The organism is Streptomyces sp. ISL-94, assembly GCF_018614075.1.
GTDB lineage: Bacteria > Actinomycetota > Actinomycetes > Streptomycetales > Streptomycetaceae > Streptomyces.
Map to the genome: position 1 here is coordinate 97,360 of NZ_JAGGOZ010000027.1, position 21,692 is coordinate 119,051.

Genomic DNA, 21,692 nt, shown 5'->3' on the forward strand with positions numbered 1-21,692 from the left:
CGTCACCCCGTGTGCGTGGCCGGGATCCTGCCGTTCTACGACAGGCCGAGGTCCTCGAGGCGGTAGCCGGTGAGGTACGGGAGCCCGGCCTCGGCGATGGCGTCGGCCGCGCCGCGGTCGACGATGGTGGCGACGGCGACGACCTCGCCGCCGGCCTCGCGGACCGCCTCGACGGCCGTCAGCGGGGACCCGCCGGTGGTGGAGGTGTCCTCGACGACCAGGCAGCGCTTGCCCTTCACGTCGGTGCCCTCGATGCGGCGCTGCATGCCGTGAGCCTTCTGCGCCTTGCGGACGACGAAGGCGTCCAGGCGCTGCCCGCGTGCGGCCGAGGCGTGCAGCATCGAGGTGGCGACCGGGTCGGCGCCCAGGGTCAGGCCGCCGACACAGTCGAAGTCGAGCTCGGCGGTCAGGTCGAGCATGACCTGGCCGACCAGCGGGGCCGCCTCGCCGTCGAGGGTGATCCGGCGGAGGTCGATGTAGTAGTCGGCCTCCCGGCCGGAGGAGAGGATCACCTTGCCGTGCACGACGGCCTTGTCCTTGATCTGCTGCAGAAGCGCATCGCGTGTGCCTGACGGCATTACTTCGTTGACGTCACTCATGCCTCTGAGCTTAAGGGGCCCTACGGGAGCCGCCGCCACGTCCAGGTGCTGGAGATCTCCAGCGGGTCGACGGGGGTGACCAGGCGCGGCATCGTGTTCAGCCCGTTCGGCGGTCCCGACTGGGGCTCGACGCAGACGGCCTCGGCCTCCTCGTCGTAGACGACCACCCATTCGGACCGGCTGGCGACCTTCAGCTCCAGCGCGCCGGGCCAGGTCAGGGTCACGTCGACCCCGTCCGGCATGCCGAAGCAGTCGTCCCAGGGGCCGGGCTTCAGGCCGATGCGGCGGCCGGTGGGCAGGTGGTCGGCGCCGCGCTCCTCCTGCCAGGCGGGGTCGAAGCCGAGGCGCACGTCCTCGCCGCCGGCTCCGAGGTTCCGGCGGAACCACGGGTGCCAGCCGGCCTGGGCGGGGAAGGAGTCCCCGTACGTCTCGATGCCCAGGGTGAGGGTGAGCGCTTCCTCGGACAGCTCGAAGATCTGCGTGACCCGGCCGGGGTACGGCCACGGCTCGCCGAGGTCGTACGTGAAGACCGCCTCGGTAGGGGTGGCGCGGGCCAGGCGCCAGGCCGCCTCGCGGCCGAAGCCGTGGAGGGCGTGCGGCGGGTGGTTGACCGGCATCTGGTGGACGGTGGCGCCGTCCCTGAACCGGCCGTTCTCGGTCCGGCCGCACCACGGGACCATCGGGAAGGACCCGTAGTGCGGGCCCTGGCGCAGCAGCTCGGTCCCGTCGATGCGCAGGCTGCTGATCCGGCAGCCGTTCTCCTGGTCGACGATCACCTCGGCGCCACCGGCGCTCAGTTGCGTACTCATGCGGTCGACCCTAACGGCGCGGCCGGTCAGCGGCGGCGGCGCAGGGCACGGCCGAGGACCACCGCCGACGCGAGGGCGAGGGCGGCCGCCGGGGCGATCCAGCGCAGGCTGTCGGCGGCCGAGGTGGCGGTGGGCGCGGGAACCGGGGCGTAGCGGCCGCGCGGGGGCGCGTGGTCCACCTCCTCGGCGCTGCGGCCGATCATCGTGCGGCGGGCGTGCGCGGCCTCGGCCGGGGGGCGCGGGAGCCCGTCCAGCTCGTCGAACTCACTGGACAGGAAGGGGTCCAGGGAGGGCGGCGGCACCTCGGTGTCGAAGACGGACGCGGTGACCTCGGTGACCTCGTCCTCGGTGGACCCCGCGCCCCCGGAGCCCTCGGCGTCCCCGGCCTCCTCCGCCTCCTCGGCTTGGGCCACCGGATCGGCGAGCCCGCCGGGCCCCGGCTCCGCATCCGCCGCATCCGCCGCACCCGGTGCGGCCGCCGCATCCGCCGCATCCGCCGCATCCGCCACATCCGCCGCACCCGGCGCGGCCGCCGTATCCGCCGCATCCGCCACATCCGCCGTATCCGCCGTACCCGGCGCGGCCGCCGTATCCGCCGGGCCCGGCGCGGCCGCCGCGGCGAGCAGTTCGGCGGCCCGGTCCAGCAGCCGCCGCACGGCGGAGGCGGTGGCCTCGGCGGTGAAGGCGGCAGCCCGGCCCTCGGCGGTGCCCCCGGCGGTGAAGTCCAGCCGGGTCCCGTCCTCCCGCGGGAGCAGCCGCAGCACCAGCGAGAGGGTGACGGTCCCGCTCCCCCGGACCTCGGTGCCCTCGCCGTCGAGGTCGAAGCGGCCGGGGTCCCGCTCGGTGACGGTCAGCGCCCCCCGGTAGGTCACGGTGCTGCCGCCGACCCGGACCTTCAGCCGGCCCGAGACCGGCCCGGAGTCCGTGTCGGCGTCCTGCTGGAGTCCCGGCACGCACCGGGCCACCCGGACGGGGTCGCGCAGCACGGCGCGGAGACTGTCTGCCGGTACCGGAACGAACACCTGATGCTCCATGCGGCCGAGCCTACCGACGAGAGGGCACCGGGTCACGAATACCGCGGGTGCGGCAGGGTCGACGGTGGAAGTCCGGTCATCCGGGTGCGTTCCGCGTCGCGCGCGGCGTCCTGGAGGGAGCCGGTCGACAGCGAGCGCAGCCCCGGCGTGTCGTGGTCCACGCTCAGCGCCGGCACCTGTTCGCGGGCGGCCAGGAAGAAGCCCCAGTCCTGCGGCGGTGTGCCGGTCGCCCCGTGCGGCGTGCGGTCCGGCCCGGCGGTGAAGCCGGAGAGCCGGCCGCCGGCGCTGTAGGGGGCGGTCCGCAGCCCGGCCGCACGGAGGGTGGACTCGACGGTCCAGTACATACGGGGCCGCGTGGCAAGCGGCCCCGCGTGCACGGCGAGCCGGCCGCCGGGGCTCAGGGCCCGCGCGGCCAGCCCGTAGAACTCCTGCGAGTACAGCTTCGTGCTGGGGGTGATGCCGGGATCCGGGAGGTCGGAGACGATGACGTCGAACCGGCCCCGGGCGGCCGGCCCGCGCAGCCAGCGGAAGGCGTCCTGCGTGACGATCCCGAGGCGCGGGTCCCCGTAGACCCCGGCGTTGAGCGCGGACAGCATCGGGTCGGTGCGGGCGAGCCGGACCACCCCGGGATCGAGCTCGACGATGGTGACGGAGGCGACGTCCCGGTAGCGCAGCACCTCGCGGGCGGCGAGCCCGTCGCCGCCGCCGAGGACCAGGACCCGGGTGTGCGGGCCGGTCATGGCGGGGTGGACGAGGGCCTCGTGGTAGCGGTACTCGTCGTAGCCGCTGACCCGCAGCCGCCCGTCGAGGTACAGGTCGAGGGAGCGCGGGGAGCCGGTGGTGGGCCCGGTGAGCACCAGCTCCTGCACCCCGGTCTGGACGGCGACCCGGACCTCCCCGCCGTAGACGGCGCGGCGGGTGGACCGCTCGAAGTCGTCGGCGAGGACGGTCCCGCAGGCCAGGACGGCCAGGACGGTCACGTTCGCGGCGATCAGCATCCGGCGCTCGCGCCGGCCGAGGTCGCGGCGGAACAGCCACAGCACCACCCCGCCGCCGATGACCACGTTGACGGTGCCGGTGAGCATGGCCCCGGTGAGCTGGCCGAGCAGCGGGAGCAGCAGGAAGGGGAAGGCGAGGCCGCCGACCAGGGCGCCCACGTAGTCGGCGGCGAACAGGTCGGCGACGGCCCCGCCCGCGTCCTGTCTGCGGATGCGCTGGATCAGGACCATCAGCAGCGGGATCTCCGCGCCGATGAGCACCCCGATGGCGAAGGAGAAGGCGACGAGGGCGGGCCGGGACTCCCCCAGCCAGGCGAAGCTCGCGTACAGCGCCATGGCCGAGAGCCCGCCGAGCAGGGCCACTCCGGCCTCGATGGCGCCGAAGCCGAAGGCGGGCCGGTTCCGCAGACGTTTGGCGAGCAGGGAGCCGACGCCCATGGCGAAGACCATGACGGACAGCACGACCGACGCCTGGGTGACGGAGTCGCCGATGAGGTAGGAGCCGAGGGCGAGCAGCTCCAGTTCGTACACGAGCCCGCAGGCGGCGCAGACGAACACGGTGGCAAGGACGAGGAGTCGGCCGGTCCGGGGCCGTACGGGCAGGGCGGCCGGGACGGTCGCGGCGCCCCGCGGCTCCGGAGTCGGAAGCACCCGGCGCGGGACGGAACGGTCGATCATGAAGCGAACCGTACGTCACCACCCACCCGCATCCGGTCACCCACATGGGTTCAAGAGGCGTACTGATGAGGCCAGTTGGCGTAACCAGGCAGGAACATTCGCGCCCGCGAGACCCCCGGGCGCCCCGGCCCCGCGCCACAGGGCCGGACACCCCCTACCGCAGCGCCGGCGACTCCCGTGCGGCGGCCGCCGCGGCCGCGCCCATCCGTACGCCCACCCGGGTCCGGGTGGCCACGAGCTGGCCCTCCTGCGGGTACGCGTGCCAGGTCCGCCAGCGCACTTGGCCCTCGTAGCGCTGCGCCAGCATGGCGGTGAAGGCGTGCGGACTGCCGGGGAAGGTGCCCGCTAGCCCGTTCGGGTGGTCGGCGACCAGTGCGAGCAACTCCTGTGCCCGGCCCGCGAAGGATCCGCGGGACAAGGTCTCGACCCGTGCGGCGAACTCGTACTCCCAGTCGCCCACCCGCTTGGCCACGCCGAGGGGCAGCGGCGTGCTGCTGCCGGGCATGCAGGCGACCGTCTCCGAGCAGAGCACCTCACCCTCCTCCAGGAGCACCTGGTGGGAGGCTCCGAGCAGGCGCAACTCCACCTTCGCGCCCGAAAGTTCGAGGTTCAGTACGGCCAGTGCGGGCAGCCGGTCCCGACCCAGGGCCCAGGCGAGATCGGCGGCACGCGTGTCGGTATAGGTGGTCTGGAGGGTCGTGAGCATGAGTCGGCTCCGCAAACGCGCGAGGGAGATGGGCCGGGGCCCGCCAGCGGTAGTCAACGGGTGGGGGGTCACCGGCACGGGTCCACAGGAAGTCCCGGGAGGTCCGGGGACTGGTCTACTCAACCGAGGGAATCATGAAAGGCACGGCACTCACAGCGCATTTACCCAACTTGACGGGCTTTACATCCCCCCGGGGGCTTCGCAGTTCAGGTGTTCAACAGGTTGCGTCCCGCGCGTCGTGATGCATGGGCGAACGAGAGGGCGCCCGACGGAATCCAGACCGTCGGGCGCCCCCCTCCACGCGGTGCCGGCTGCCCCGTGTCAGCTGGAACCGCACCCCCCGCCTCCGCAGGAGGAAGACGATCCGCCGCAGGACGAGGAGGATCCGCAGGAGGACGAGGATCCGCACGACGACGAGCCGCCGCCCCCGCCCTCCCACCAGCTGCGCTTGCGCGGGCTGCCGGTGTAACCGCTGTTGAACGAACGGACCACCAGCGTCACGAAGAACGCGAAGACGAGAAGCCCGATCACGATGAAGACGAACATGCGGTCCGCCCCTCTCTCACACCCCGGTCTTCCCGGGGGAACGGGATCCCCGCGTCCCGCGTGGAAGGGGGATGCCCGCAGGCCACGCGGCCCAAAGCACACTTGAGCAAGTCCAGAGGTTCCCCGCAGGATGGCGCCCATGAGCGCACCCGTGAGCAGCGACCGCCCCAGCGACCGCCCCTTCCTGAACCGCCGGCTGGCGGCCTTCGGCACGACGATCTTCGCGGAGATGTCCGCGCTGGCCGCCCGCACCGGGTCGATCAACCTGGGGCAGGGCTTCCCCGACACCGACGGCCCCGCGGAGATCGCCGAGGCGGCCTCCCGCGCGGTCCTCACCGGCCTCGGCAACCAGTACCCGCCCGGCCCCGGCATCCCCGAGCTCCGCACCGCCATCGCCGCCCACCAGCAGCGCTTCTACGGCCTGCCCTACGACCCCGGCACCGAGGTCCTGGTCACCGCCGGCGCCACGGAGGCCATCGCCGCCGCCCTCCTGGCCCTCCTCGAACCGGGTGACGAGGTCATCGCCCTCGAACCCTTCTACGACTCGTACGCCGCCTGCATCGCGATGGCCGGCGCCGTCCGGGTCCCCGTCACCCTGCGCCCCCGCGCCGGGGCCTTCGCCCTCGACCTGGACGAGCTGCGCGCCGCCGTCACCCCGCGCACCCGCCTGCTCCTGCTGAACACCCCGCACAACCCCACGGGCACCGTCCTGACCGCACCGGAGCTCGCCGCGATCGCCGAGCTCGCCGTCGAGCGGAACCTCCTCGTCATCACGGACGAGGTGTACGAGCACCTCGTCTTCGAGGGCGTCCACACCCCCCTGGCGGGCTTCCCGGGCATGCGCGAGCGCACGGTCACCATCTCCTCCGCTGGGAAGACCTTCTCCTTCACGGGCTGGAAGGTCGGCTGGGTCAAGCCCTGTTCAGCCACCTATTTGGGGTGTGAGGCGGATGCCCGAACGCGCCCTCTCGCCGACGTGGCTGCCTTGTATCCCAAACGGCGTGCACTTGCCGCAAGTGCTTGAACTCCGGGCGCGCGTATAGGAAATCCCAAACAGCGTGCACCCACCGGCGCGAGGCCCACGTCTTCTACTGTCCTTCCTGAAGCCGGGGATCACCGGCCCACTCGTCCATACGGACGATCGCCCTGGCATCAGGAAGGAACCACATGCAGTTGAAGTTGATGTACGTGATCATCGCGATCCTCGTGGCGCTTGTCGCCGCTCAGGCCGGCAGCTTGGTGACCCTCGTCTCGGGAGGGCGTCGCTCAACGGCCTTCAAAACCGGGGCAGTGACCTTCGCCGGCTCTCTGTCGCTCCTCATCGTGGTCATGGGCGCCCTGGGTGTGGTGGGCGCGTGAGCGACACGGGTGCCCTGCGAGGGCGCGTGCAGGCCGAGGCCCCCTCCTCGCTCGACGAGGTGCTCGTGAAGGTACGTCGACACCGCACGCACCTCTCGCGGCTGATGAACGCCTCCGACGCGACTCGCCTCGTCCTCGGACTGCTCTACCTGAGCCGGAGGGCGCACGCCGCTCCTGGCACCAGCGTGCCGACCTGGTCGTGGTTGCTGAGTCAGCCTGCAGGGCGCGATTCGGGAATCCGCGCTGCCGTGGGCAAGTGTCTGGCCCACTGGCTTCCCGCGCCCGACGTACAGGGTGTCGATACGGGCACCAGGAGCCTGATGCCCGTTCCGCCCCAAGGTTCCGAAGGAACACTGCACGCGCTCGTCCAGATCATCGGCTCCACCCAGCGGGTCGGGCCACTACTCGATCAGTGCCTGCGGGACCTCTCGGTGGACCAGGCAGAGGGCAGCCACTACTTCACGCCGCAGGACATGACACGCCTCATTGTCGGTGCGGCCGTCCCCCGCGACGGGCACAGGGTGCTGGATCCGGTCTGTGGTTCAGGGGGACTTCTCGTCGAGAGTCACCGCTATGTCCGCGACCGAGTCGAGCTGGACCCGACCATGTCCTTGCAAGGAAAGGAGCAGCACGTCCACACCTCGCAGGTGGCCCGCATGAACCTCGCCGTGCGGGGGATCACCGCCCACGTCTTCCCGCCCGGGGACAGCCTCGCAGAGCCCGAACTCGAGCCCCACGACATCATCCTGGCCAACCTCCCCTTCAACCAGCGTGACTGGGTGCCGGAGGACAAGAAGGAGCGGAGCGTCCGCCGGCCGGCGCCCCCGGTCCCCGTCGATCCCCGATGGCCGGAGGAACCGCCGTCCCCCGGATCCGCCAACTCCGCGTGGATTCAGCACATCGCGCATGCGCTGGCTCCGGCCGGACGTGCTGCCTTCCTGATGGCCGACACCGTGGCCAACAGTCGACTGCCCGTCCCCCGAAGGCTTCGGGAGCGCCTCCTGCGTGATGATCTCGTCGAATGCGTGATCGCCTTGCCACCTCGCGTGTTCGGTCACACCCAAGCCACCGCCTGTCTGTGGGTGCTCAACAGGGACAAGAGCGCGCGCCCCGGCTGGGGTGTCCTGGACCGCCGCCGACAGGTGCTTTTCATCAACGCGCGGCGAGCCGTCGAACCGGTCCCGGAGTCGAGAGCACGGAGGCTCGGCGACAAGAACACGGCATTGATCCTGACCACCCTCGCGGCCTGGCGTGGCCTACCCGAGAACGGTGCCGCGGCGACGCCGTACAACGACGCCGCTGGCTGGTCCCGAAGCTGTTCCACCAAGGAGATCGCTGACCACGAGTACAGCTTGATGCCGACTTCGTACGCCGTGGAGCCGCCGGGTCCCACACGGGACACGCGGAGCCGGATCGAGCAGCTCAAGCTCGAACTGGCTGATCAGTTCGACCGGATGGGCCAACTGGAACTCCAGCTGCTGGACATCCTGGAGGAGATCTGATGGAAGCAAATGCCCACCAGGTCAATTCCGGTACGGCGGCCTGGCCGACCACCTCCATCGAGATCGAGCGGGCCCGTAGGGACATTTACACCACCTCCGGGTTCCTCGACGACGGAGCCGCCGATCAGACTCCAGGAGTCGTCAGCTCCACGTTCGTCCAGGGCGGCGTCATCCTCGCGCCCCGGACCAATCAACGCGGGCCGGGCGAATCCCCGCCCACCCGGGCAACCCTCAGGGAGGGCGACCTGGCCGTGGTACTCGTCAGGCGGGTGGGCGATTCCGCGCTGGTCACCGCCGAGCACGCGGGGTGGACAGCGACCAGGTCGGTCGGCATCATCCGTGCCGATCCGCACCTCGTGCGGTGGCTGCGCATCTGGCTGCAGACGCCCACGGCGAAGGCCCGGATCGACGAGGACGTGACGGCGCACGTCGAGCCCACCGTCAGCCTCGACACCCTCCGCCGCATGCTGTTTCCGCTCCCCCCGCCGGACGTCATCACCGCGTACCACCGGGCCTTCGGCCTCATCGAGGAGATGGCCTCCTTCTACAAGGAAACCGCGCGAAAGGCGTTGGAACTGGCCGACGCCCTTCACGACGACTGGGCGTCGGCGGACCTATCCTGGGAGACACGAGCGCTCGCCGAGGTCGCCAAACTGAAGACGGGCAAAGGTTCCGAACGCTCGCTCCCCCCTATGCCGTCAGGACACACCGTCGACGCGATCGTTCCAAGAGACCTCTTCGACCTCCCCGTGCCCCATGTGGAGAGGTTCCGCCTGCGAAGCCCAGAGGACGCCGGCGAGGCGCATCCTCCCGGAACCTTCATGCTGAGCACCCGTCCCGACGGCGCCCACATCGTTGTGACGCGCCGCCCGGCGACACCCCTCAGAGGTGTCGTGGCGGTACGGCCCGTCGAGGACAGGGACAGTTGGTGGCTGCTTCACGAACTCAGAAGCCGGGGCAGCGACATCACACAGATGACGCAGGGTGGGAACGCCCGAGAGATCTCCGCCGGCGCCCTCAAGCGCCTGAAGGTCACCTGGCCAGACCAGTTCACGCGCACCCGGTTCCACTCGATGGCCGAGCCCCTGCACGCCGTGGCGCGACCCCTGATCTCCAAGATCGCGACGCTGCACGCCCTGCGGGACGCACTCCTGCGCGACATCTCGGCAAAGGCCGGGGTCCTCCGGGAGCCGGCGGCAGAGCAAGGAGAAGAGGGCGCTTTCACTCCTCGCCCCACTGCGGTCCCCGCAACACGCGATGGCAAGACCGGCGATGAGTCAGGATGGTCTCCGGAGAATCGCCGGGTACCCGAGTGAGAACGGTGGAGACATGAGCGCCAGACCACTGCTGAACCGAAGGCTGGACGGACTCGGGACGACGATCTTCGCGGAGATGTCGGCACTGGCGACATCGACGGGCGCGATCAACCTGGGCCAAGGCTTCCCGGACACGGACGGTCCGGAGTCAGTCCGTGAGGCTGCCGTACGAGCGCTGCGCGACGGCCGCGGCAACCAGTACCCGCCGGGCCCCGGCATCCCGGAGCTGCGCCAGGCGATCGCCGACCACCAGCGCCGCTTCTACGACCTGAGTTTCGACCCGGACACGGAGGTGCTGGTTACCGCGGGGGCGACAGAGGCGATCGCCGCGACCATGCTCGCGTTGCTGGAGCCGGGCGACGAGGTGATCGCCTTCGAACCCTTCTATGACTCCTACGCCGCCTGCATCGCCATGGCCGGTGCGAAGCGCGTACCGCTCACCCTGCGCGCCCCGTCCTTCCGCCCAGACCTGGACGAACTGCGATCGAAGATCACCCCCCGGACCCGCCTGCTGCTCCTGAACACGCCTCACAACCCGACCGGGATGGTCCTCACCGCCGAAGAGCAGAGCGCCATCGCCGCGCTCGCTGTCGAACACGACCTGCTCGTCGTCACCGACGAGGTGTACGAGCACCTGACCTTTGACGGCGCCACCCATGTCCCGATGGCGACGTTCCCCGGCATGCGCGAGCGCACCGTCTCCATCTCCTCCGCTGGCAAGACCTTCTCCTTCACCGGATGGAAGGTTGGCTGGGTCATGGCGGACGGCGCTCTCGTCTCCGCGGTCCGGACCGCCAAGCAGTACCTGACGTACGTCAGCTCCGGCCCGTTCCAGTACGCGATCGCCGAGGCGCTCCGCCTGCCCGACGCGTACTTCGACGGCTTCCGCGCCGACCTGCAACGCAAGCGCGACCTGCTCGGCGACGGCTTGCGCGCGGCCGGGTTCGAGGTCTACCAGCCCCAGGGCACGTACTTCATCACGACCGACATCACCCCCTTCGGCGAGAAAGACGCCTACGCCTTCTGCCGCGCCCTCCCCGAACGCTGCGGCGTCGTAGCCATCCCCAACTCCGTCTTCTACGACGACCCCGACGCCGGCCGCAGCCAGGTCCGCTTCACCTTCTGCAAGCAAGACGACGTCCTCCACGAGGCCACCGACCGCCTGCGACAACTGGCGTCGTGAACTCACGCTTCCTTCGTCCCGAATGGAGTCCACCCAAGATCCCCACTTCGGAGAACGTCATTTCCCCTGGTCAGCGCCTCACTCTCGAACGCTCTGGGGACGTCTCCAGGGGGCCCACCGGGGAGCAGATCGGCTCCCCGCTGAGCCCCAGCAGCCGACGTGGTCACGCTCGTGATCACTCGCGATCCACTCGGATGGCGAGGGCGTAGACAATGCACCGGCAGCTTCCCCTCCTCCCTTCAGGGGAAGCGAGTGCAATTTCCATCGCAGTCCGATCTCAAAGTCCTAGCGTCGGCAGCAGCGTGCCACTCGGCGAGAGGACCTGAACGTGGCAGAACCCGCTGAAGGTGTGCGCCCACCCGCTGTATCGCGCCGACTTCCCGGCCGGGCAAGACGGCGTACGGACGTCCTGCACGAGTACGAGAAGTCCAACGCCGATCGCCGCAGAGGGGTCCCTCCCGTGCTGTGGCCGTTCCTCGCACCGGATCCGGACCAGTACTACCGATGGCGGGTTGAGCTTGATTGCGCTTGCATCACCGAGCTCCTGACACCGGGCGACCGCACCCCGCCGAGCGAGAGGCAGTGGCGTGCTCCCGGGGATGGCGAAGCACTGCCGCCGGGACAGCTGTACTGCTGGCACGATGAATCCGGTCACGCCCCGTACCGCGACATCCTTGAGTGGGGAGATCGCCGAGAGGTGAACTTCCCCGCGGACCCAGTAGAGCCACCCGAATGGGCCGATGCCGAAGTGTGGACAGTGCTACGCCACGACGAACCTCATACATCGGCATTCTGGAGGGTCACGCTGGACTGCGGGCACATCGAAGAGGTCGTAGCGCCAAACCTCGAATGGAAGCCCGAATACGGGCCTCGCGTGGCGGACGCTGCCCGGGTGAAGGAGATGACCGAGGAGTACGAGCGGCTATGGGCATCGGGCCCGACACTTCAACCTGAACCCCAACACGAGCACACCCGCCGCATGCTGGCGGCAGGCTGGCCGATTCCGAGCCCAGAACGGCCGTGCTACACGTGCCCCCACGCTCGCATGATTGTCGCGTACCAGCGCGTGGGCTGGCTCATTCCGCGCAACGGAGCGCCGAAGCCCGAATGCCCGCCACCGCCGGCCCGCATTGCCTTGGAGCGCCGACTACGCAGGGCCGAGGCCGAGGCTGAGCGTCTACGAACGCAGCTGGCCGTGCATGACGAAGGGCAGGACGCTTGACGAGGCCGACCGGCGCGGCTGGGTAGAGACGGGACCCGGCCTCGTGATCCAAACGGAGACCTAGGCATTACGAGGCCCCACAAGATCATTCCGTGTGGTGCCGGGCCATGCCACGGGATTCCCTGTTTCCCCAGGTCAGCAAGGTGCGGCCTGGCCCCGGCCTGCCGCCCAATCCACCCTGCGCCAGCCCGTCCGCTCACGCAAAGAGCGCCCACGAGGCTGCATCTGCAGATGCGTCAGACAGCAATCTCGGCTGCCTCGTCGCCCTCCGCTAGATCGTCCGGATCCACGCCCAGAGCCTCGGCGATGGCAACGAATTCGGCCAGCGCGGCCTTCAGATCCTCGACGATCTCCTGAGCAATTACGCCCGGCGGCAGTCCGCTGTCCGCGTCTTCCAGAGCGGGATCCTTCATCCACGTGATATCGAGGTTGACCTTGTCCCGGGCGATCAGCTCGTCGTAACTGAAGGGCTTGAAGCGCCCCGACTCCAACTCGACGCGCTCACCATGGGGCTTGCCAGGAAGGTAGGCGTCTACGAACTCCTGGAGGTCCGCCTGGCGGAGAGGGCGCGTCTTGAGTGTGAAGTGCTTCGCCGTACGCAGGTCGTAGACCCAGGCCGTAGATGTGTGCGGCCTACCGTCGGCCCGCGGGGCCTTCTTGTCGAAGAACAAGACATTGGCCTTCACCCCGCCGGCGTAGAAGATGCCAGTGGGGAGCCTCAGGATGGTGTGCAGGTCGAAGTCCTGCAACAGGCGGCGGCGGATCTTCTCGCCTGCCCCGCCTTCGAAGAGAACGTTGTCCGGCAGGACGACAGCAGCACGACCGTTGATCGCCATCAGCGACATGATGTGCTGGAGGAAGTTGAGCTGCTTGTTGGTGGTGCTCGCGCGGAAGTCGTTGCGATCGTAGGAGATGTCCTCTCGCTCAGACTTTCCGTCGGTGCCGATCACCGTGATCGCAGACTTCTTCCCGAACGGCGGGTTAGCCAGGACCAGCGAGGCGTGTCGGGACGGCTTCTTAGCGAGGGCATCCTCCACCTTGATGAGGGAGGGACCGTCACTTCGGCCGATACCGTGAAGCAGCATGTTCATAGCGGCCAGGCGAGCAGTCCCGGGCACCAGTTCCGTGCCGAAGATGTTCCTCTCCAGGGCAAGTCGCTGTTCACGAGACATGCTGCTGCCGTAGTGCTTGCGGATGTACTGCCGAGCTGCAATGAGAAAGCCGCCGGTGCCGCACGCAGGATCTGTGATCGTGTCCTCCAGCGTGGGCTGGGTCACCTCAACCATGGCGTCGATTAGCACACGGGGCGTGAAGTACTGACCAGCGCCGGTCTTAGTATCCTCGGCGCCCTTGGCCAAGAGGCCCTCGTATGCGTCGCCCTTGAGGTCTGTCCCCGTGCCGGTCCAGTCCTGGGCACCAATTAGGTCAACGGCGAGCTTCTGCAGGAGGGCAGGCTCGGTGATCCGGTTCTGCGCCTTGGCAAAGATCGTTCCGAGAGTGGTACCGGGGTGCTTGGCGAGCTCCGTGAGGGTGTTGCGGTACTGCTCCTCGAGGGCCGCACCGGTCTTGGCAACCAGCGCTGGCCAGTCGTGATCGCTAGGGACGATCTTCGCGGCGGAGGGGTCGTCCGCAAAAGGGTCGTTAGCGATCTCGTCGGCCATCTTGAGGAAGAGCAGGTATGAGAGCTGCTCGACGTACTCGATGGTGGACAGTCCGTTGTCACGGAGGACATTGCAGTAGTTCCAGAGCTTGGCGACCAGTGCACCAGTCTGGGGGGAAGCGGCGGTGGTCATGCGTCGAGCTCCTGCTGGGCGTTAGTAATGCGGGTGCGCTGTGTGGCGCGGCGGCGGGCCGGCCTGGCCACTACCGTTTGACGCTCAGCCTCGATACGGGCAAGCAAGGCTGAGGCCGACTCGTCGTTTGCATCTTGGGGGACAAGCCTCCCGGAGAAGGCCCGTTCCAGGAGCGCCCGGCGGAGCGAAGAAGAGCGCCGGTGGGAGCGAGCAATGACTTCGAGCACGTTATCCATGACAGAGAGATCGTCCTCCACGCGCTCGACAATTAGCGATTGCTCGGCTACAGGAGGGATAGGAACGGGAAATTTCTTAATCTTCGAGACACTGATGGAAGCGAGATTCACGCTCTGCTTTCCGTTTTGCTCGAACCAACGCACGGAACTATTGGCGTACCAGGACAACAGCTTGGGGTCAATCTCGCCATCGCGCACCCTCGCCCGAAAGACGTGATTCTGGTGGATAGCCCCAGGGATCTGACCTTCCCAAATCCAACCGCGGCCGAGCTTGTTGCGATCCCCGCCTTCGTTCATCAGAACGTCACCGGGCTGAAGAGCCAGCGCCGCAGCTTTGCCTTCCGGGACCCTGATCATGGAAACCTGGTTCAGGTCAAGCCGGCCACGTTGAACGTTGGCAACTCTGAGGTAGGGAACCTCAGGGAGATCGGGATCGCTTTGCTTCTTACTGTCCTTGGTAACCCCACCAACAACGTCCGCTACGTCCTCGAGGCGACGCCAGCTCCAGCCCAGGGGCACGCGCGGAAGATCGTCATCGATAGTGCCCGCTGGGGGCAGGAAGGAGGCAGCTTCCGAATCTGCGTTTACCGCGTATCCAAAGATCGGGCTCGATACCGTGTCGCGAAGTCTGCCTAGGCGAGCAGAGCACCGGCCGACCAGGGCCTGCGCCGCATCGAGGCGTGAAATATGATCTTCGAGAGTGTCAAGAATTCGCTGTTGCTCTGCTAGCGACGGGAGGGGAATGACCACCCGCTTTACTTTTGTGGTGCTGAGTGTATACAGCCCGCTCGTGGACTGCGCGACTTCCAAAAGTTGAGCGGAGACGACCGGTGAATTCCACACGGCTTCCAAATAGATCGGGGAGATCTCCTTATTCGGACGCACGCGAATAAGGTGGTTTTGGTGGACTGCGTCCTTAATTGAACCGCGCCACCTGGCGGCTCGCCCGATCTGATCCGGACTCCCGTTCCCCTCGACTACAAGGAGATCCCCAACTTCGATCCGATACCGATCGATCTCGCCATCGAACAGCTCCACTTCGTGCACCTCGGCGAGATTCAGCGAACCTCGACCCACGTTAGCGACACGGAGGAACGGGAATTTATTCTCCACCGGACGACGCTTCTGCTGCTTTTGGATGCCCCCGCTAACTTCGGCAATCTCACCGATGGAAGCCCATACCCACCCCGGAGGAAGTGGGTTCCGCTGCTCGTTCTCGCTCACACTAGTTCCTGGTTCAATTCCATCAGCAGTTTCCGCGCCGTCCCGGCATCCCCGCCAAACGCCGCGATGAAGCCGCGGCTACCACCGCGCTCGATGAAAGGCTCGTCGCGGAGCGCATCCACCTCAACGCCGATGTCGCTGGCGACCCGATCACAGATCCGCTCCAGCCACCACAGCTGGTCCCTACTGTAGGTTGCGCCGGCCTGCTGTTGCCGCAGGAGCCACCCGGCGAAGCGTTGCTCAACAGAGGCCTGGTAGGGCTGGAGCTCCGCCTCCGCGCCGAGCTCGTAGCGGATGAGTGAGATCAGATCTGGGATACCTGCGGTCTTCCCGCGTCGCAACGTCGCGCGGCCCAGGTCCTCGTACGCCTGCCACAGTATCTGCGGGGTCCAGTCGTACTGCGGCCGCTTGATGTAGGCAGCGAGCTCTCGCAGCGCTGCGTAGGCGGCCTCCGGCGCCACTCGCTGCTGGCCGAGCGCGATCTCAATCGCGGTGAGTTCGTCACGCCGACTGTCCAGGAGGGTGTGCCAATCCGTGATGTATTTCCGCGCCCGCTCTTCACGGGGGACCTCACGGAGAGTGGTGATCGTGGCGACTGTCACCTCATCGATGGTGAGATCCTCGTCGCGCCGGATTCCGGTGATCACCTTGCGGAGATCGGAATCCGCAAGCGGCGCGACTGCATCGCGGATCAATCGGCGTGCAGCCTCCGGGCCCTCATTCTGGGTGACCTCTTCCTGGCGGAAGGGGTCACAGGCATCGGTCAGCCACCGAGTGATGGTCACCAGCGTGAGTCCGCCGGCTGAGTGGGCGATCGTCTCGTGTTGCTCGTTGGTCAGCTGCTTGCCAAGGCGACCGAGTCGCCGCGCGAGCACGTCTGTCTCTTCAGCGGTGATCGCTCCAGAGCCTGCCTTGTCGAGCAGCCTCCGAAGGGACATCCCGGGAGTCGTCGGGAGCGGAGCCGCGTCGACCAGCTGGGAACGGGTGACGCCCGCGGCATCGATCAGCAGGAAGCGGTCCTTGGTCACCGGCACTGCCGACTCGTCGGCTCCCGGGGTGACCTCGCGTAGCTCGGTCTCATCGATCGACCGTGCCCCACGCCCCTTCATCTGCTCGAAGAGCACGGCGCTCTTGACGGAGCGCATGAAGATCACGCACTCCAGGGCGCGAACGTCAGTCCCCGTGGCGATCATGTCTACGGTCACCGCGATGCGCAGCTGGGGCGAATTGCGCAGTTCGTTGATCAGATCGTCGGGGTTCTGACCGTTCTGCCTGCTTTTGTAGGTGATCTTCGAGGCGAAATCGTCGCCGCGGCCGAAGACCTCCTTCGCCTGCCGGAGTACTTCCTCCGCATGAGCCTCGCTTACGGCGAAGATCAGAGTCTTCGGAACCTCTTTGCGGCCCGGGAACCAGCGCTGCCAATTATCCCTGTAGGTCTGCAAGACCGTGCGGATATCGTCTTCGGCAATGACGTTGCGGCCGAGCTGCTTGCCGGAGTACGAGAAGTCGTCCTCGAGCTCCTCGAGACGTCGCCGCCGGGATGCCCGTTCGAGTATGGGAATCGTAGTTCCCGCCTCGATCGTCGCTCCCTCCTCGTGGACATCAGTAAGCAGCTCCACCACGTCGAAGTCGACGTTGACGCCGTCGGCGACAGCCTTGGCAAATGAGTAGCTGGAGACCAGATTCTGATTAAAGAATCCCTTGGTCTGCGGCGTCGGCGTAGCCGTGAGCCCGACCAGGTGGGCGTCAAAGTACTCCAGGACACCACGCCACAGCCCGTAGATCGAGCGGTGGCACTCGTCAACCACGATCAGGTCGAACGATTCGATTGGGACGGCCGGGTTGTAAGCGACCTCGACCGGTCGCTCACTCTCGACAGAGTCGCCGACCTCATCCTCAAGGTCGTCCGCAGTGTCATCGTCGACCAAGGGCTGCCCGCGCAGCAGCGAGTACATCTTCTGGATGGTGCAGATGACCACCGAGGAGGTCTCCTGCAGCCCGGCCGCCCCCAGGCGGTCCACTCCATAGAGCTCGGAGAACTTCCGGCCGTCGTCGGGGGTCGTGTAGTTACGGAACTCGGCGAGAGCCTGCTTTGCCAGGTTGTTCCGATCGACCAAGAAAAGTACCCGCTTGGCCTGCGCATACTTCAGCAGCCGGTAGGTCTGCGTCACCGCTGTGAACGTCTTGCCGGCGCCGGTGGCCATCTGGATCAGCGCACGGGGGCGGTCCTCCGCAAGTGAGCCTTCCAGTCCCTCGATCGCCTCAACCTGTGCCGACCGAAGACCTCCGGTCTCCAACTCAGGCAGGGACCTCAGAGCGGCGCGAAACGTCGGAGCCTGCGAGGAGCTATCCGAGCGGCGCATCCAGGTCGCGACGGTCTCGGGCCGATGGAATGCGAAGACCTGCCGGGAGCGCGAGTCCGGATCGAGCCGGTTGAGGAAGTACGTCTCCGAGCCGGTAGTCGCATAGCGGAATGCGAACGGCTCATCCTCTCGCCATACCGCGAGCCGGAATTCCTTGAGCACACCGCGGGCGTAGCGGTCGTTCTGGGCCAGGGCCCGGCTGAGTACCTCGCCTTCACGCTTGGCCTCGACCACACCGACGATCGAACCATCGACGTACAACACATAGTCGGCACGCCCGGTGGCCACGGTGAATTCTCGGACGGCGACGCCACGGCCCGCCAGCGGGTTGAGGTCCTCACGGTCCTGGATCTTCCAACCCGCGTCGATGAGCATCTGGTCGATGACCTCGCGAGCCTGGATCTCATTCAGCGGCTTAGGCCGCTGAGCCCGCTCCACGATCGCTTCACGCGCGGCCCGCGCGACAGGTGTCGGCTGTCGCCGCGCCTGTTCGTAGTCCCGCTGTTGAGCGGATCGGAGAGCGTCGATCTCGCTTTCGAGCTGCTCAATCCGCGAGGCCAAGTCAGCTTGGTGAGCAGCCGCGCTCGCGACGAGCTGTGCTGCCTCGTCCTGGGCTCGACGCTCGGCCCCTTCCTGTTGCTGACGGGTCTCTTCCAACCTCGTCCTTGACAGGGTCAGGGCCTGCCGGTGGTGTTCTAGTGCCTCTCGAAGTTCGGCGATCTCCACCGGATTCGTGACGCCTTGGCCAGCTGCGGGCTGCGTCGGCGGGACGAAGGCACGGACAGTGCGCTTACCGGAGATCGCCAGATGGAACCAGTTGCCCAACTCGTACGAAGTCTCGACGGCCCTGAGAGCTCGGACGGTGTCGAACAGGTGTTGATGCGCTGCGCTGTTCCGCGCCGTACGCAGGTCGTCGAAGGCAGCACGCACCTCCGGCGTGAATGCCCCGACGCGGGTGAGCGCGTTCAGGCGGTCCAACTGCCTATCGCCGTCGACCCGCAGGCCTACCCGAGTGACGAGCTCCTCGGCAAGCACCTCGCCGAATTGCCCAGCCTGGACCAGGGCCGCGTTGGGGTTGGTGAAGACCGTCGCCTCTGCCAACGCTCCGTAGAGTGCCAGCAGCGGCTGGTACTGGAAGAGCACACCGAAGTTCGGGGACCGCCTGGCGAGGTCCCGAAGCCGCTCGTCCATATACCCCGTCCGTCCGTCGCACGTGAGTGTGCGTGTTCCATGATCCGATCCACGTGCAACGCCTTAGGTTACGCAATTCGCAGGCTTCTCCGTGTCCGAACGGATGCTAGGTGGACAGCGCGGTGCCCTACCAGCTCTGCGCGTGTGCGAGCCCTAGGGTGACGAGTCGATCACGCGAGGATGCGCCGCACGCCACCCGCGCCAAACTCGGCTACGTACAGGTCTCCCGTATCCCCAACGGCAAGTTGGCTCGGGTTCTGGAGTCCGGAGGCAAGTGTCTGGACCAGACCGTCTCCGAGTACAAGTACCCTGCCGGACTCGAAGTCGCTGAGCACGATCCCTGCGGCCGTGACAGCAACCCCGCTGAGACCGGCCAGCACTTTGCCATCCAGGAGGTCCACGGGGGCGGAGGTCGGCTCGTCGAGCCGAAGCTGCCACAGCCGATTCCGCCGTTGCTGAGGTGGATCTCCTGCCTCTGGCGAGCAGAGCACGTACAGCGATGTCGAGGTGCGGGCAAGAGCGATGGGATGCCCCGGCACGGAAGCGAACGGCGTGGCCTTGCCGTCCATCCCCACCCGCTGCAAGGCACCGGTGTACATGGCTACGATGAGGTCATCGTTATGCCAGGTGAAGGCCATCGGCGTGCCGGCGGGACCTCCTTGGAGCCTAATCAGCTTGCTGCTGCGGTAATCGTGACTGTGGTGGAGCACCAAGATCCAAGGCCGGTCCACTAGCCGGACGGCGAGCTCTCCGTCTTCCCGGGCTGCCATCGAGTCTGTTCCGAGGCTGGGCAGGAGGCGGGTGGGCACCATGGCGACCAGGCGATAGACGCCATCCTTTCCAACCCGCCACAGTTGCTGACCTCTCGTGCTCACCACCAAACCGTTCGGCGTCCAGGCGATGCCAGCAACTGGTGGCAAGCCTGCAAGATAGGCCGTGATGGTGTCACTCGGGTGAGCCGCAATCTCCACACTCGCCTCGGCGGTGCAGCCGTCGTGAAGACAACGGAGCAGGCTGGTGCCAGGGTCCTTAGCGAACACAGCGCCGCCCTTGAAGATCACGACCTTCTCGTTGGTTGACGTCACTTGCGGATCGTCGATCGGTGCCGTCCAGGTAGCAGTGCCATCCGTGTAATGGCCCAGCACCCGCACTGGTGCCTTGCTCTGGCCGCGCAGCAACAGGTGTGACGGTTCGATACTGATCTTCATCAGGCGTTCAGGGTGGGCAGGTGCAACAGGCTGCCCATCGAAGATTCCGCTGTCGTCCCAGACCTTTCGTAGCTGGTCACCTAGACGGCTACGCACCCAGGCTGGTCCTATTCCGGGGTCGGATGCAGCCCAGTGCCAGGCGACGTAGTGGCCAACCTGGTATGTCTCCCTTGTCGGCACGATCCGCTCGCCCGGGACTCCTGTTTCGAGGGTCGCCAAGCGCACACCTGCCCAATCGAGTTGGCGTCGGCCATCGGCCGATGCAAACAAGGGGACGTTGACCTCGACGACGCGGTACCAATTCGTCTCGCCCGGTGCGAGCGTGATCCATACAACCTGGGCCGGCCCCTGACGGGTCCCGTCTACCAGGTGAATGCGGTGCTCGCCCGGGGGGACCCCGCCCACATCGACGGTCAGGGTGCCAGTCTGGTAGCTGATCTTGTCGAGCTTGAGCTTCTCGTCGAGCCACACCTCGACCTGACTCCCGGCACGCTCGACCCAGAGGGTCAGCGTTGTTCCTTGATCATGGCGATACCCGCGTACCGCGGGGGCTCGGTCGATGTCACGATCCAGTAGGTCCAGCAGCGAACTGGCGTGTGCGAGAAGACGCAAGCACTCGCGGCGCGACCGGCAGGGCAAAAGGGGACGATCTTTGTGAGAACGGTCGCCCTTGAACAAACCGATCGCGCCGGCGAACAGCTCGACAAGACGGTCAGCGTCCCGCGTGCGGTCGGAGATGCGAATCGGATTGCTCATCTCCTTGAAGGCCGAGGTAATCAGCTCATTGCCGATGGCAGCGCTACCGAGACGCTGCTGCACCTCATGTTCGAGCCGCCGGAAAGCCGCAAAGATGGCGTCGTCAAACCGGTCCGTTCGCAGAAGACCTTCGCATGCATCAACGACCTCCGGACGTAGAAGCGTCAAGTGCACAGCCAACTCACCGTCCACTGCAGGGATTGCAGGACGGCTGACTGTGTTGGAGTCCGGGCTGACCGGGGCCACACGCTTCGCGGGTGGTTGGGCACGGCGAGGGCGCTGCTCATCGACGAAGTCCAGCAACTCTTGCACGCCCTGGATTCGGCGATAAGGGCGCGCCCCACGCCGATCCACCTTGAGCTGCCACTGCCACGGGCTGCCCGTTGCTCGGCTGCTTCCTGTCCAGAATCGTGGGAGCTGATCCGCCAGAGCGAACAGACGGTTCATCAAGTCACGTGTCTGTACGACCTCCTCTGCCGGTACGGCCGAATCACCGCCAGGCGAGCTCAGGGACCGTCCCAGATGCGCAGCAAAGTCCAGACTGGATACGGCGAGTTCTTTCTCCGGGTCATCAGACCCCTGCTGCTCGAGGGCGACCGTCCACTTGACAAAGTTGCTCAAATAGGAAAGATCGGACGGCCCTCCTTCACATGCAGAAACTCCGCGAAGTGTGAGTCGCACCTCATCGTTGTCGGAGTATCCATGGGCATTCCAGGGCCTTGCGATGTAGCGCGAGCTGATCGCAACCAAGGCAGCCTGGGCGTCCTCGATCCCCAGTTCGCGGTCCGCCCGCAGGTCGACGGCCGTGAAGGTAGGCCAAGAACCCCGCTGGCTCATCAGCTTATAGATGGTCTGAAGGAGTTGGCGATCATGAGGATCCAGCGCTTCATCGTTCACAACACGATTCTCGCGCCTGCCCCGAGGTCGGCGCAGAGAGATCACGTGCAAGTCGCAGGAATCGGCGTTGCG

At 67.2% G+C, this 21,692-nt stretch carries 14 protein-coding genes and 1 pseudogene; 5 read left to right on the forward strand and 10 right to left on the reverse strand.

The features are described 5' to 3' along the window. Window positions 1-35: 35 nt before the first annotated feature. The 6 genes from pyrE to J7E94_RS10670 all read right to left on the reverse strand — a co-directional run bounded on the left by pyrE (window position 36) and on the right by J7E94_RS10670 (window position 5,370). A complete protein-coding gene (gene pyrE, locus J7E94_RS10645) occupies window positions 36-599 on the reverse strand; it encodes an orotate phosphoribosyltransferase (protein WP_251056446.1) in 564 nt (187 codons plus the stop codon). Between the two features lie 20 nt (window positions 600-619). Next, entirely contained in the window at window positions 620-1,408 is a 789-nt protein-coding gene (locus tag J7E94_RS10650) for an aldose 1-epimerase (protein WP_215014347.1), read from the reverse strand. 26 nt (window positions 1,409-1,434) lie between these two features. Further along, window positions 1,435-2,442 carry an SRPBCC domain-containing protein gene (locus J7E94_RS10655; protein WP_215014349.1) on the reverse strand — a complete coding sequence of 336 codons (1,008 nt, stop codon included), beginning with the start codon at window positions 2,440-2,442 and terminating at the stop codon, window positions 1,435-1,437. A 32-nt stretch (window positions 2,443-2,474) separates the two neighbouring features. Further along, entirely contained in the window at window positions 2,475-4,118 is a 1,644-nt protein-coding gene (locus J7E94_RS10660; RefSeq protein ID WP_215014351.1) for a polyamine aminopropyltransferase, read from the reverse strand. 154 nt (window positions 4,119-4,272) lie between these two features. Continuing rightward, window positions 4,273-4,824, reverse strand: coding sequence for a DUF2617 family protein (locus J7E94_RS10665; protein WP_215014353.1), 552 nt, complete (start codon window positions 4,822-4,824; stop codon window positions 4,273-4,275). A 321-nt stretch (window positions 4,825-5,145) separates the two neighbouring features. Then, window positions 5,146-5,370 (reverse strand): hypothetical protein, encoded by a 225-nt coding sequence (locus J7E94_RS10670; protein WP_215014355.1) that lies wholly within the window; start codon window positions 5,368-5,370, stop codon window positions 5,146-5,148. A gap of 130 nt (window positions 5,371-5,500) precedes the next feature. Here J7E94_RS10670 and J7E94_RS10675 point away from each other — a divergent pair. The 5 genes and pseudogenes from J7E94_RS10675 to J7E94_RS10695 all read left to right on the forward strand — a co-directional run. Further along, a pseudogene (locus J7E94_RS10675) lies at window positions 5,501-6,283 on the forward strand (aminotransferase class I/II-fold pyridoxal phosphate-dependent enzyme); the annotation flags it as partial. Between the two features lie 254 nt (window positions 6,284-6,537). Next, entirely contained in the window at window positions 6,538-6,729 is a 192-nt protein-coding gene (locus tag J7E94_RS10680; RefSeq protein ID WP_215014357.1) for a hypothetical protein, read from the forward strand. Window positions 6,730-6,755: 26 nt separating this feature from the next. After that, window positions 6,756-8,231 (forward strand): N-6 DNA methylase, encoded by a 1,476-nt coding sequence (locus tag J7E94_RS10685; RefSeq protein ID WP_308344847.1) that lies wholly within the window; start codon window positions 6,756-6,758, stop codon window positions 8,229-8,231. Continuing rightward, a complete protein-coding gene (locus J7E94_RS10690) occupies window positions 8,231-9,547 on the forward strand; it encodes a hypothetical protein (protein ID WP_215014359.1) in 1,317 nt (438 codons plus the stop codon). Before J7E94_RS10685 ends, J7E94_RS10690 begins: the two co-directional genes overlap by 1 nt. Before the next feature lie 13 nt (window positions 9,548-9,560). Further along, window positions 9,561-10,730: a pyridoxal phosphate-dependent aminotransferase gene (locus J7E94_RS10695; protein WP_215014361.1), complete on the forward strand. Its 1,170-nt coding sequence runs from the start codon at window positions 9,561-9,563 to the stop codon at window positions 10,728-10,730. Between the two features lie 1,458 nt (window positions 10,731-12,188). On the opposite strand, the gene J7E94_RS10700 is transcribed toward J7E94_RS10695, so the two are convergent. The 4 genes from J7E94_RS10700 to J7E94_RS10715 all read right to left on the reverse strand — a co-directional run bounded on the left by J7E94_RS10700 (window position 12,189) and on the right by J7E94_RS10715 (window position 21,620). Further along, window positions 12,189-13,745, reverse strand: coding sequence for a class I SAM-dependent DNA methyltransferase (locus tag J7E94_RS10700; protein WP_215014363.1), 1,557 nt, complete (start codon window positions 13,743-13,745; stop codon window positions 12,189-12,191). Beyond that, window positions 13,742-15,205: a restriction endonuclease subunit S gene (locus J7E94_RS35625; RefSeq protein ID WP_215014365.1), complete on the reverse strand. Its 1,464-nt coding sequence runs from the start codon at window positions 15,203-15,205 to the stop codon at window positions 13,742-13,744. The genes J7E94_RS10700 and J7E94_RS35625 overlap by 4 nt, the downstream gene beginning before the upstream one ends. Then, window positions 15,202-18,759 carry a DEAD/DEAH box helicase family protein gene (locus J7E94_RS10710; RefSeq protein WP_215014367.1) on the reverse strand — a complete coding sequence of 1,186 codons (3,558 nt, stop codon included), beginning with the start codon at window positions 18,757-18,759 and terminating at the stop codon, window positions 15,202-15,204. Before J7E94_RS10710 ends, J7E94_RS35625 begins: the two co-directional genes overlap by 4 nt. A gap of 170 nt (window positions 18,760-18,929) precedes the next feature. Further along, complete coding sequence (locus tag J7E94_RS10715; RefSeq protein ID WP_215014369.1) at window positions 18,930-21,620, reverse strand: TIGR02391 family protein; 2,691 nt, start codon at window positions 21,618-21,620, stop codon at window positions 18,930-18,932. Window positions 21,621-21,692 lie beyond the last annotated feature (72 nt).